The following is a 12,454-nucleotide window of genomic DNA, read 5'->3' as shown; positions in this document are numbered from 1 at the left end:
GGCACATCTGCGCAAGATCGGGGCCCGCACCTTCGAGGCGCTCTGGCGCGCCATCGGTGACATCTGTGATCTCTTCACCCCGCAGGAATGCTGGAATTACCTCAAAGCCGCTGGATATGCGTCCCTTTAAGGGTCCGAGGCTCTAGCCAGCAACGCCAGCCCGAGGGCACCGCGCTCGCGCGCCAGGAGCTCACGGCCACCTAGGGACGCAGCTCGACTTGGTGTCCGCTCAATGCCAGCAGCAGCGCTCGCTTCGCGAGCGTGATCTCTGTCGCGGTGCCGCATCCGCATTTCCGAGACGTCATCTCCAAAAGAAGACATCGGAAGGAGAATGTCCCGGCGGTGAGCCGGGACATTCGTTCATATCAGGCAGAGCCTCCAGCCGTCGGGCCGGCTGAGCCGCATGTCTCAACCCATCTTCTTCTGGATGTCATCGAGAAGCGCGATGTGCTCCTTGATCATTCCGCGGGCCAGCTTGGCGACGTTCATATGCTCCCGGTTCTGCGGGTTGCTGGCGAGGTAGCGCTCCTGGATTTGCAGCAGTTCGCGGTGGCCCTCGATCTGGCCCATCAGGTATTCGCGGTCGAATTCCGCGCCCGACGCTTGGTTGAGTTCTGCATCATCTCCTGGGCCTTGGCGTCCATCTGCGTCGCCATGCCGGCATGCGGCGCCGCAGCGTCCGACCGGCCCGATGCGGTCGACCCTGTAGCGGCGGTGGCGGCCGTCTCCATCATGCTGGTGAGCACTTCTGACAGGCTTGTCTGCTCGTCCACCTCGAACTGCGCGAACTGCTTCAGATCCGCATTGCGGGCCTTCTCGAGAGCGATCCTGGAGGTCTCGCGCGCGATCATGCCCGCCACAATGCTCTGCTGCATGTCGGCCTGGCTCAACTGAGCTCCGGAGCGCATCGCACCCGAGCCTCCGGACGAACCTGGCTGCATGGTCGAGGGTGCCCCACTCTGCTGGGCAAAGGCAGGGCCGGCAAAAACTGTTACAAGGCCCGCGAGTACAACTCGACGATCCATCTTGTGTCTCCTGCTCGAGGGAAGGAACGGTCAGGCTGCAACACGCCATAGCGCTCGACTCCGGGCCGCCGTTGGAGCGCGGACTGCTTCGGATTCACTTGGTTTCAGCTTGGCGGCCGAAGAGAGAAAATCTCTCGCGAGGGCAGGCGAACTAGGACGCGCCTGCCGTGCGCCGCTCACGCGATCTTCGATCATGGACGGCCGCACCGGCTCGGAACAAGGGCTTGGCATCGCTTCGACGCCGACCAGAGGTCGCGACCGAAACCAAGCCCTCAACCGTCCACGAAAACTGGGCAACCTCATCGCAGGTCATGGGCCTGTCCGTCGCAGCACGGAGGTCAGCGCGGCCGGCAATCCATCTCCCGCCGCGAATGCACCGGCCAGCGATGGCGCGAACTGCATGCTGAGCTGTTGGGCAAAGCTCGCCGACAGCTTGAGGGTGTAAAGGGCTGGAGCCAGGGCCAGGAAGGCAGGGCTGGCCATCAGGGGCAGGGTGTCTCCCACGGCGAGGCCAGGTCGATCCGGCGAGCTCCATCCTCCGCTCGTGCCGCCATTGCCGCGTTCCGGCTTAAACAGCGAGCCGTCGGTGGGCACTGCCGGTTTGTCCTGGAACAGGCTCTGCTGCGTGTAGGCGGCAATCGCGGCTTCCATCATGGCGGGCTGGGCCGCGTACTGCTCGCTCGCCATCCAGCCCGAGGCGCCGGCAAACACCTCGCGTTGCGGATAGCGGATCAGGTTGGCGAGAACGCTTGCGACCTGCTCCACCGGATGGACTGGATCCAACGGCTTGATCGCACGGCCGCTGTAATTTGCCGCCCGTTGCCACAGAGGGGTGTCGATGGACGCGGGCGACAGGACGCAAACATGAACATCAGGCAGGTGCAGGACCTCCTGGCGCAGGGCGAAGGAGAAGCCCCGGATTGCGAACTTGCTGGCCACGTAGGGGCTGTGGAACGGTGAAGGACAATTGCCGACCAGCGAGGCGTTGTTGATCAGGATGCCGGAGGCGCGCTCCAGGAAGTGGGGCAGGACGGCCCGGGCCCCGTGAACCATTCCCATCAGGTTGATCTGGAGGACACGCGCAAAGGTCTCCGGCGGGATGTCCTCGAAGCGCCCGAAGGCATCCATGCCGGCATTGTTGAACCACACATCGATCCGGCCGAAGGTCTCGATGGCCCGCTGAGCCAGCGCCTGGACCTGCGCCTCCTCGGCCACGTCGGTGGGTACGGTGATGACCTCTGCCCCCTTGGCGCGGCAGGCATCGGCCGTGTCTTCCAGTTCCTTCTTCCGGCGCGCCGCCAGTACAAGGCGAGCGCCCTGATCGGCCAGCGCCAGGGCGCTCGCCTTACCGATGCCGCTCGATGCGCCTGTGATGACGACGAGTTTCCCGTCGATCCGGTCTGTCATGATGCTGTCTTTCTAGGTTCCTGCTGTTGGTCCTGGGCGCGGCTGGGGAATGCAGGGCGCGTCCGGTGTGCCTGGGAAATTGCTGGCAAGTGTCTGTCAGGGGGTGGATGCAAGGTCGCCCTGAAACGCGGTTAGCGCCTCCCTGGCTTTGCTCTCGCCGGACTGCCAACGCATCCTGATGGTTTGTTCCGAGTAGTCGTAGAGCCAGTTGCCGGTCTCGGGCGCCGGATCCCCCGCAATCGTCACCAGCCTCATGTCCGGCCGATCCGCTTCCATCAGGGCAGCCGTGACCTCGGGCCTGTCCCGCAACTCTTCGGGGATGAGATCAACAACAGCACGAAGCTTGCTCCGGAGCCGGTTCTCGCGCCCATGCGCCTCCAGGAACCGGCGGGTCTGGGCCGCGAACAGGAGCTCCAGCCGCCGCGCGACGGCCTCGGCGAAGCTGGTGCACGACGGCCGCTGGGCTGAAAACAAGTCGATGGCGATGCAGAGGCGAGGGGCGTCGGCTTCACGCTGCACGATGTCGACGGGCAGATTCGACGACAGCCCGCCGTCGGCCAACAGGCGCCCGTCGATCTCCACCGGCTTGAAGTCCGGGACCAGGGCGCTGCTGGCCATGATGTGCTCCGGGCCGAGCCGATCCGTCCGGGTGTCGAACACGACCCCTTCTCCGGTCTCCAGATCGACCGCTGTCACCGTCAGCCGAACGGGACCCCTGTTGAGGAGGTCGAAGTCGACCAGGCTCTCCAACGTGCGGTGGAGCGGGGCAAGATCGTAAAGGCCGAGCTCGCTCATCTGGTTGGCAGCAATGCCGGTGTAGCTGGGCACGAACATCGCCAGATTGCCGAACGATGCCGTCTGGAATTGCCCGGCCAGACGCTGCATGGCCTGAGCCAGCCCATTTGGGGCGCTTCCTACTCCTGCGGGCCAGGTTGATCTCGACTAGAACTCCCACAGTGCCTCCCGACGCCGTTCGGGAGGATTGCCTGCAATAATCGCGCCGTTGACAGCACCGATGGATGTCCCGACCACCCAGTCGGGCCGGAGGCCCTGATCGTGCAGGGCCTGGTAGGCCCCGGCCTCGAACGACCCAAGCGCGTTGCCACCGGCAAGGACCAGCGCCATCCGCTGCACCAATGGCGTGGCACTCGTTCCGGCCTTGGCTCTGGACCGCTTCAACCGTGGAGTTCTCAAAGGCTCACTCCGCCCGAATGCACACGCCGGTGAATGCCAGCGTCGATGTGCTTCAGGAAAATGCAGAATTCCTCGGGCGATTAACTCAGGCCCGCTGTCTTCCGGCCATCAATGGCAACAAGCATCAACCCATCGGCACGCAGCGGGTTCGCTGTCGCTCAACAAGGCAGGACCCACGGGGGTTCCGCCCACTGATGAGCAGGAGGCCCGTCGCCCCGCCGATCCCGCGGTTCCTGCGCCTTCATCCTCCCAGGGTCTGATCCTGGTATTTGAACCAGATGAGTTCCCAGGCGGCACCCAGCAACAGCCAAGCCACACATGTGTTAAAGAGAAGCGGCGTGATTAGCCACGAAGCCCATGGGCAATAACATACGATAGATCGAGTGATCTTTATTTTATCAACCTCAGGTTCTTGCAGATCTTGCAGCACAAATACTCACCTCCATTTGACAGAGTGTCGCTTCTATTCCTTGTCAGGGCATCAAGCGACGGGAGACATCCTCCCGCCCTGCTGCGGAGCATGAATGTGTCTCGAGCCTCTGGAGCAGCTCTTCCATCCGGGTTGCGCGATAGCCTTCTCAGAGCCATCCCGCATCTTCGTGCCTTCGCGATCTCGCTGACCGGCAATGGCGATCAGGCCGATGACCTGGTCCAGGAGGCGATTGTCCGGGGCTTGGGCAACCTCGACAAGTTCGAGGCGGGCACCAACTTGCGGGCGTGGCTCTTCACGATCCTCCGCAATGAGTTCTACACCGCGATGCGCCGGAGAAGACGGGAGGTCGAGGACCCGGACGGCGTGATGGCCGGCATGCTCTCGACCCTCCCCGGACAGGATGAAAATCTCAATCTGCGGGACCTCGCGGTAGCTCTTGCGCGGCTCCCTCCCGAGCAGCGCGAGGCCATTCTCCTCGCGGGGGCACAGGGATTGCAATACGAGGAGATTGCCCGGATCTGCGGGATCAAGTTGGGCACCGTCAAGAGCCGGATCAACCGGGCCCGCGCCCGCCTTGCCGAGCTCCTTCACCTCCAGGACGAGGAGGACTTCGGGGCAGATCGTGTTGTGAGGGCCGTGCTCACGGTCGAGGGCACCAGGAGCGGACCAGACCCCGCACGGCACGTCGCGGTGGGGCCCTTCTGAAAGCGACATCAGCACGCACGAGCGACATCCACACGACTGCCCCTGTTGCAGCCCGAGGAGGCAATCACGAGTTTCGACTCGACCAGTGGCCGTCCGAGTTCCGGGACTCGGGCGGGCTTGCAGCGGTCCTTCTTGGGGATGGCTCACAATGCATCATGTAAATCGGCGGCCACGCTCGAACTTTCCGCTCCGCCAACGTTAATTCCGACAAGTAATGTCGGAGGGGCCTTCTATCGGCCAAGCCTTTTGAGCGGTCTGCACGACCAAGTTGCCGTTAATGAAACCGAGGCTCGACTGGAGTGGCGCCCTGCACGAGGAAGGCCCTCGACGATCGCTGTTGCAACTCAGGCTCTCACGAGCCGCAGGCTCGAAAAGGAATCACACGATGGCACAGAACATTCCAGGCACTCAACAGAACCCGCAGGGCGTCCCGCAGGAAGGCCATGGCGGATCCAATCAACGTGGTACCCAGCACAAGCAGGGCAAGGATGGAAACGGCGCCCAGAAGCGCAAGCAGGAGAAGAAGAGCTGAGCGCTGCAAGCCCTTGGCATTTCACCACTCGCGATGACCCGCGCTTCAGCGCGGGTCACTGAAGAGCAGCGCTCCGAGGGCAGTCCGGCCTCCTGCGAGAATGTGCGAATCGCCATGCCGCAGATCCGTTCCCCGGATCATCCTGTCACTTGTGCCTCGATCGCATGGCTCCGGGTGACGTCGGGTACTGCGGCGGGCCGGCGATGCGCCAGGTCGAAGGTATCGCCGGAGCTCAGCACGTGCAGGCGCACATCATACATCGAGAGCGCCCGCTCGGGCTTGGCTTCGGCGATGTTGGAATGCGTGACCCCGGCGCCATCGACAACGTAGATGCAGCCGCTGCCGATCACTTCGAAGCGGTCTCCGTCGAGAACGAGAGCAGTATCTTCGTCGATGCCGATCCCGAGCTCGCGGGGATTGTGGGCCACGGCACCGAGCAGACGGCCGAAACGTCCGCGCTCGGCGAAATGCTGGTCGATGATCGCGTCGCGGATGAAGCCGAGCCCGGGCGCCATATGGAGGTCGCCGATCTTGTGCGACTCGCCGCTGGTTCCTTTCACCAGCATGGTCTCGCTCATCACCGAGGCACCGGCCGACGTGCCGGCAATCACGCCCCCGCGGCCGTGGATCTCACGAATTCGCTGCTCAACCGGCGTATCGCCGATCTGGCTCGCGATGCGCAACTGATCGCCCCCTGAGAAGAAGACGCCGGCCGCCTCATCGAGGAGACGCAACTTCTCGGGATCGAGGGTCTCCGCACGGTCCTTGACGTAGAGCTCGACGAGGTCCGTGACGCCCAGATCCTCAAACGCCTTCTGGTAGACGTCGAAATATCCCTCCGGCTCATGTGATGCCACCGTGGCGAGAACGAGCCTACCACCGTCGAGATGGCGGGCGATCTCGCGCAGGATGATACGGTCCTCCTCCTTGTCCTCACCGCCGCCAATGACGATGAGGGGCCCCTTGGCATTCTGCCTCGTGCGTTCCGACATGATCGCGATCGGCCTCACTCGTGCTCATCCCCGGCAACTTCGAAAAGTTTATGGCGGGACGAGAGTGCCCCGGCTGTCGCCGGGGCCCATACATCACACATGACGCGCACCGGCCTCACGCAATTTTCCGCAAGGGTCCGGCCTGCTCTCCAGATCGCTCGACCTCGACATCGTAATGCGCGCGCGGATCGACGCGGAAATCGAGCACCTGCCGCCACATCGCGTCGACATCGGTCGGGGTGAGCACGACGAGATCGCCCGGGCGCGCCTGCCCGAGGCAAGCCTCTGCGGCCTCGTCCTCCTCCAGGATCCGGCGGACCCGCTCCTCCGGAAAGCCCGCCCCGAGTGCCCCCTCCGCGAGCAAAGCCACGATCTCGCCGGGCTTGCGTCCGCGTCGGGCCGGGTCCTCGCGGAAGATGATCTCGTCGAAATAGCGGGTCGCAAGCTCCCCCATCTCGCGCATGTCGTCATCGCGACGGTCGCCTGGGATATTGATCATGCCGATCACCCGCCGATGACGCGGCCGCATCTTCAGAATGAGATCGCCGAGCGCGCGCAGGCCCGCCGGATTGTGGGCATAATCCAGGATGACCCGGAAGCCGTGGCCGTCGAAGATATTGAGCCGGCCGGGGTTGTTCTCGAACGAAGTCGTGAAGGTCGACAGAGCGTTGCGGATGATGCCGAGGGGCACGCCCTGGGCGTAAGCCATCGCGATGGCTCCCAAGGCGTTCTGGATGTTGAAATCCGCGAGGCCGTCGAGGGTGGCCGGGATCTCGGACGCGCGCATCAGGTGCATCGTGTCGCCGTCATCGTGGATCACGATCTCGCCACCCGGCACGGGCCCGGGCTCGCGCACGACGGCGAGCCCGCCCCGCTCGATGTGCTCGCGCAGGAAGTCCAGCATTTCGGCTCCTCCCCAAAGCGAGAAGTAGGCGATCCGCCCGCCTGCATGCCGGCTCATGCCCACCGTGACCGGGTCGTCGGCGCTGAGGATGCTCGTACCGCTGCGATGCACGGCCTCGACCACGACCGATTTCGCCCAGGCGAGATCCTCAACCGTCTCGATCCCCTTCAGGCCGAGATGGTCGGGCTGGATGTTCGTGACCAGCCCGACATCGCACTCCGAGAAGCCGAGCCCCTCGCGGAGGATGCCGCCACGAGCGGTCTCGAGAACAGCCACTTCGACGGTGGGATCACGCAGGACGACGCGCGCGCTCCAGGGCCCGGAGGCATCCGCTTCAACCACTCGATCTCCATTCACGTAGACGCCTGTGGTCGACGTCAGACCAACCGTCAGGCCGCTCGCGCGCAGGATATGGCCGACCATGCGAGCGGTGGTGGATTTCCCGTTGGTGCCGGTGATCGCCAGGATCGGGATTCGGGAGGGTGCGCCACGCGGGAACAGCATGTCGAGAACCGGCCGCGCCACGTTGCGCGCCCGGCCCTGCGAGGGCTGAAGGTGCATGCGAAAGCCAGGGGCCGCGTTGACTTCGACGATGCCGCCACCGGTCTCGTGCACCGAGCGCGCGATGTCCGGAGTGATGAAGTCGATACCGGCGACGTCGAGGCCGATGGCGCGGGCGGCGCGCCGTGCGATCAGCGCGTTGTCGGGATGAATGTCGTCGGTGCGGTCAATGGCGGTGCCGCCGGTCGAGAGATTGGCGCTGTCGCACAGATACACGACCTGGCCCGTCGCCGGCACGCTCTCCGGCGTCAGGCCCGCCTTTGCGAGCACGCTCTTTGCATGATCGTCGAGCCTGATGCGGGTCATGATGGTCTCATGGCCCTCGCCCCGCCGGGGGTCCTGGTTCACCTCCTCGACAAGCGCCGTGATGCTGCGCTGGCCGTCCCCTACGACATGCGCGGGAACGCGTTCGGCAACCGCAACGACCTCGCCATCCACGACCAGGATGCGATGATCCCGTCCCTGGTAGCAGGCCTCCACGATCACGCGACCCCGGTGCCGAGCCGCCTCCTCGAAGCCCTGCCGCACCTCCTCGGGAGTGGAGAGACCGATGCTCACGCCGCGTCCATGGTTGCCGTCGAGAGGCTTGGTCACGACCGGATAGCCGATCCGCTCCGCCTCCTGCACGGCCTCCTGCGCGATCCGGACGACCGCGCCCCTGGGCACCGGCAGGCCTGCATCGGCGAGCAGCGCCTTCGTGAGATTCTTGTCGCCGGCCGCATCGGTCGCGATCGAGGGCGTGAGGCTCGTGATGCTGGCCCGGATGCGTCTCTGATGGCGACCGGTTCCCAGTTGCACGAGACTCTGGTCGTCGAGGCGCATGACGGGAATGCCCCGGCGCTCCGCTTCCTCGACGAGAGACAGCGTAGTCGGCCCGAGCGTTATACGGCGTTGCAGGCGCTTCAGCGCCTCGAGGGCAGACAGAAAATCGAACGCGCCCTGCATGACGGGCGTGCGCTCGTCGCCATAGACGCGGTCGAGCCCGCGGACGCCCTGCATGTGCTGAGGAAGCAGCGAGTCGACGAGCTGGAGGGCCAAGCGTCCGGCAAAGAGACCGACAGCCTCTTCGCGGTAGGCATACATGACATTATAGATTCCAGGTTGCCCCCTGACGGACCGCGTCTTGCCTCGCGTGACGCGTGCCCCGACCAGGGATTGCAATTCGATCGCGACATGCTCGGCGACGTGGCCCAGCCAGGTGCCGTCCTCGAGCCGCTGCACGAATCCTCCCGGGCGGTGATAGCAGCAGCCATGCGTGCGCAGACCGGGAAGCAGGTCCAGGAGTCGCTCGTTGAAATCCGGCAAGCGGTTCGAAGGCCATTCCTCGAGCGAGCCGAGATCGAGCTGAATCCGGATCATCGGAATCGAGCCGTAGACATGCGGCCCTCGATAGACGCCCCGCTCGATGACACGCATGGAGCGGACCATGGACTCGTGAATAGCCTCATCTGCGCCTGGACTCCGATCCTGCTCCCCGGCCTCGGCGGCATTTCCCACATTTCCCATAAGGACGGAGCTCATTCGTTGTTCGTCGTTCATGTTCCAGTAGCCCGTTACCAACACACGATCGGGCTCGCCGGTGCCGCCGCTGCCTGCGTTGCAGTCCCTCTGCCGAAAACGAGAAATTGGGACAGGTCGCGCCCGGCCACATAACACTGAAGGCCAGGCTCTTTGTTCCAGAAGAACACGGATATTTCCGATTTCTGGAGCCGATCCTAGCTTGTGTTATACTCTACCCGAGCTTGCGAAGCTTGCTGTCGCTCTGCATAACGGCGTTTCTTTCATTCGCCATTATTCATCCTTGGATACTCAAAGAATTTCTGGTCCAGATTCACATGTGTCAGTGAGCGACTTCGTTGCAAGGCGTAGAGTTCCGAGCGTGCGGCTTCGCACGTTCCTCCTCGAGCTGAGCCCTACCGATTCTCCTCGTCGGTAGGGCCTCTTCTTGCAACCGGCAATCACCTCTTCATTGATGAGAGTGGTTGGTTGCGCGGCAGCCGGGTCAGGGTGGTGGGCGACGTATGCAGCGACGCATCATTCGACCACGATGTCGGCGGGTACCTTCTCTCACCGGTCGATCTCGCCGAACACGATGTCGAGCGAGCCGAGAATCGACGACACATCCGCGAGCAGATGGCCGCGGCTCATGTAATCCATGGCCTGCAAGTGCGCGAAGCAGGGCGATCTGATCTTCACGCGATAAGGTTTGTTGGTGCCATCGGATACGAGATAGACACCGAACTCTCCCTTGGGGCTTTCGGTCGCCGCATAGACTTCCCCTGCCGGAACATGGAAGCCCTCGGTGAACAGCTTGAAATGCTGGATGAGCGCTTCCATGGAGCGCTTCATGTCCTTGCGCGAGGGTGGAACGATCTTGCCGTCCGGAGTCGAAACCGGGCCTTCGGTGTTGCGCAGTTTCTCGATGCACTGAAGCATGATGCGCACGCACTGGCGCATCTCCTCCATACGGATGACCTGCCGGTCGTAGTTGTCCCCGTTGCGCCCGACCGGAATGTCGAAATCGAGCTCCTCGTAGCACTCGTAGGGCTGCGCCTTGCGCAGGTCCCAGGGAGCGCCCGAACCCCGCAGCATCGGGCCGGAAAAGCCCCACCTCCAGCAATCGTCGAGTGACACGATTCCGATGTCGACGTTGCGCTGCTTGAAGATGCGATTGCCGATCACGAGGCCGTCGAGATCATCGAGCACCTGAGGGAATGTGTGGCACCAGGCTTCGATGTCGTTAATCAGATCGGGCGGAAGGTCCTGCCGCACGCCGCCAAAGCGAAAGTAGTTCGCATGCATGCGCGATCCGGAGGCGCGCTCATAGAAGACCATGAGCTTCTCGCGCTCTTCGAACCCCCAGAGGGGTGGCGTGAGCGCGCCGACGTCCATGGCCTGCGTCGTGACGTTCAGGAGATGCGACAGGATTCGGCTGAGCTCCAGGTAGAGAACGCGGATCAGTTGTCCGCGCTTGGGAACCTCGATCCCGAGGAGCCTCTCGCCGGCCATGCAATAGGCATGTTCCTGCGTCATCGGCGCCACGTAGTCGAGCCGGTCGAAATAGGGCAGCGATTGAAGGTAGGTCTTGTACTCGCAGAACTTCTCCGTGCCTCGATGGAGCAGTCCGATATGCGGGTCGATGCGCTCGACGACTTCACCATCGAGTTCAAGAACCAGTCGCAGAACGCCATGTGCGGCCGGGTGCTGAGGACCGAAATTGATCGTGAAGTTCCGAAGCTGGTGCTCAGCCATATTCGCTCCCTTCAGCGACAGGGGACATACTCGGAGGCGACGCAGGTGAACCAGCGCAGTCGAGATCCCGCGAATGATGGGTGAGCGCTGAAAGTCTTACCAGACAAGAGACATCAACACCACGGAGGCTGGGGGCATATGCAATCGGTGAAGCCGAACATGCCGATCATTGCGGCGAACTCGGCTTCTCCAGAGAGATGGGCAAAGCTCTGACAGCGGGAGTAAGCCACGCGTTAGCTGTAGGACTGCCGCTCCGCCATTGTCGTCGTATCAGGCACGGTACGCGTCATGAGAGCCACCCCGATTTCCATGATTCCGACGATCACGTGCGGCCACATCACCTGATCCGCGAACCCAAAGAGCCAGGGCGTTGCAAGCAGCAGCAGGCCTCCTGCGGCATCGATCGCGAGATGCGCCGGCAGCGGAATGAGACGGGTCAGCGACAGTTCGTAATCCATCCGGAGGCTGCCAAACGCCATCGGCACCCATTGGGCGGCACCTCCGTCGGCGAAGCCGAAGAGATACGGCGCCACGGGCAACAGAATTCCTGTCGCATAATCGAATGCCGTGGACGCTGGTCGGAATGAAATGCATGGCCAATCCTCACCTCTGGTACGCGCCAGAGGCGCGCCTCCTTAATGACCGGCCTCGGACAATGTTCCCGAGAAATTCTCAAGCACCGGCGTTTTCGCGGCAGCTCGATACCAATACTCTCCAGTGTAACTCATGTTAAAGTCTAGTGCAGTCGCCTCCCCATCTGTGCTCAACTTCGAACTTTCTGCATCATCAGTCGTTGGAAATGCCAGCCCTTGATAGCACTCCATCGAGCTACTCGCGATGCAGCAACCGCATTCTCAACGGTCCTCCCAGTTGGCTGTCGAATCTTCTGCGGGCGCAAGGGGAAATCAGTCCCCAAGAGAGGACCAGCGGACGGGCTGGACCCTTCCGGCGAGCGAGCCCGGTGCACTACCGTGGTGGCGCTGGGGCGTCACCTATCAGATCTATCCCTCGTCGTTCCAGGACACCGACGGTGATGGCAAGGGCGATCTCCCCGGCGTGCTGTCGCGGCTCGAGCATCTCTCCTGGCTTGACGTGTCTGCCGTCTGGCTTTCGCCAGTCTATCGTTCGCCCATGGAGGACTTCGGCTACGACATTGCCGATTTCACCGATGTCGACCCACTCTTCGGAACAGTCGATGATCTCGACAAGCTGACAGAGCGCCTGCACGCTCGCAGCATCAGACTCATCCTCGATTTCGTGCCGAACCACACGTCCGATCGACATCCCTGGTTTCAGGAGAGCCGCTCGTCTCGCGATAGTGCGAAACGCGACTGGTATATCTGGCGCGACCCCGGGCCGGACGGTGGCCCGCCGAACAACTGGCTGAGTCGCTTCGGCGGCAGTGCCTGGGAATGGGACGAGGCAACGGGCCAGTACTACTATCACGCA

At 63.2% G+C, this 12,454-nt stretch carries 11 protein-coding genes and 2 pseudogenes; 4 read left to right on the top strand and 9 right to left on the bottom strand.

The window, feature by feature from the left end; translation table 11 throughout:
- Positions 1 to 130 (top strand): annotated as a pseudogene (locus tag BN1233_RS50085) (IS630 family transposase); the annotation flags it as partial.
- 278 nt (positions 131 to 408) lie between these two features.
- Here BN1233_RS50085 and BN1233_RS50670 read toward each other — a convergent pair.
- The 5 genes and pseudogenes from BN1233_RS50670 to BN1233_RS50850 all read right to left on the bottom strand — a co-directional run.
- On the bottom strand, positions 409 to 570 hold the full coding sequence (locus BN1233_RS50670; protein ID WP_187144435.1) for a hypothetical protein: 162 nt from the start codon (positions 568 to 570) through the stop codon (positions 409 to 411).
- A complete protein-coding gene (locus tag BN1233_RS50665) occupies positions 570 to 1,025 on the bottom strand; it encodes a DUF305 domain-containing protein (RefSeq protein WP_147707679.1) in 456 nt (151 codons plus the stop codon). The genes BN1233_RS50670 and BN1233_RS50665 overlap by 1 nt, the downstream gene beginning before the upstream one ends.
- A 309-nt stretch (positions 1,026 to 1,334) precedes the next feature.
- The gene (locus tag BN1233_RS32630) at positions 1,335 to 2,432 is read right to left on the bottom strand and encodes an SDR family NAD(P)-dependent oxidoreductase (protein WP_052764031.1); all 1,098 of its coding nucleotides are present in this window, start codon (positions 2,430 to 2,432) and stop codon (positions 1,335 to 1,337) included.
- Between the two features lie 96 nt (positions 2,433 to 2,528).
- Positions 2,529 to 2,951 (bottom strand): DUF3734 domain-containing protein, encoded by a 423-nt coding sequence (locus BN1233_RS50855; RefSeq protein WP_342341684.1) that lies wholly within the window; start codon positions 2,949 to 2,951, stop codon positions 2,529 to 2,531.
- Between the two features lie 12 nt (positions 2,952 to 2,963).
- Positions 2,964 to 3,557 (bottom strand): annotated as a pseudogene (locus tag BN1233_RS50850) (patatin-like phospholipase family protein); the annotation flags it as partial.
- 595 nt (positions 3,558 to 4,152) lie between these two features.
- Here BN1233_RS50850 and BN1233_RS32620 point away from each other — a divergent pair.
- The gene (locus BN1233_RS32620; protein WP_244470985.1) at positions 4,153 to 4,764 is read left to right on the top strand and encodes a sigma-70 family RNA polymerase sigma factor; all 612 of its coding nucleotides are present in this window, start codon (positions 4,153 to 4,155) and stop codon (positions 4,762 to 4,764) included.
- 385 nt (positions 4,765 to 5,149) lie between these two features.
- Positions 5,150 to 5,296 carry a hypothetical protein gene (locus BN1233_RS47610; protein WP_154678329.1) on the top strand — a complete coding sequence of 49 codons (147 nt, stop codon included), beginning with the start codon at positions 5,150 to 5,152 and terminating at the stop codon, positions 5,294 to 5,296.
- 137 nt (positions 5,297 to 5,433) lie between these two features.
- On the opposite strand, the gene BN1233_RS32615 is transcribed toward BN1233_RS47610, so the two are convergent.
- The 4 genes from BN1233_RS32615 to BN1233_RS32600 all read right to left on the bottom strand — a co-directional run bounded on the left by BN1233_RS32615 (position 5,434) and on the right by BN1233_RS32600 (position 11,538).
- Positions 5,434 to 6,306 (bottom strand): cyanophycinase, encoded by an 873-nt coding sequence (locus BN1233_RS32615; RefSeq protein ID WP_244470984.1) that lies wholly within the window; start codon positions 6,304 to 6,306, stop codon positions 5,434 to 5,436.
- Positions 6,307 to 6,403: 97 nt separating this feature from the next.
- Positions 6,404 to 9,274: a cyanophycin synthetase gene (cphA, locus tag BN1233_RS32610; RefSeq protein ID WP_244470983.1), complete on the bottom strand. Its 2,871-nt coding sequence runs from the start codon at positions 9,272 to 9,274 to the stop codon at positions 6,404 to 6,406.
- Positions 9,275 to 9,820: 546 nt separating this feature from the next.
- Entirely contained in the window at positions 9,821 to 11,005 is a 1,185-nt protein-coding gene (locus tag BN1233_RS32605) for an NADH-quinone oxidoreductase subunit D (protein WP_046867826.1), read from the bottom strand.
- Between the two features lie 233 nt (positions 11,006 to 11,238).
- Positions 11,239 to 11,538 (bottom strand): SPW repeat domain-containing protein, encoded by a 300-nt coding sequence (locus tag BN1233_RS32600; RefSeq protein WP_197094625.1) that lies wholly within the window; start codon positions 11,536 to 11,538, stop codon positions 11,239 to 11,241.
- A gap of 466 nt (positions 11,539 to 12,004) precedes the next feature.
- Between BN1233_RS32600 and BN1233_RS32595 the strand changes: the two genes are divergently transcribed.
- The coding region (locus BN1233_RS32595; RefSeq protein WP_244889846.1) for an alpha-amylase family glycosyl hydrolase at positions 12,005 to 12,454 on the top strand (450 nt) is incomplete at its 3' end.

Source organism: Microvirga massiliensis, from assembly GCF_001006805.1.
Classification (GTDB): domain Bacteria; phylum Pseudomonadota; class Alphaproteobacteria; order Rhizobiales; family Beijerinckiaceae; genus Microvirga; species Microvirga massiliensis.
This window is presented reverse-complemented; position numbering and strand designations above follow the sequence as displayed.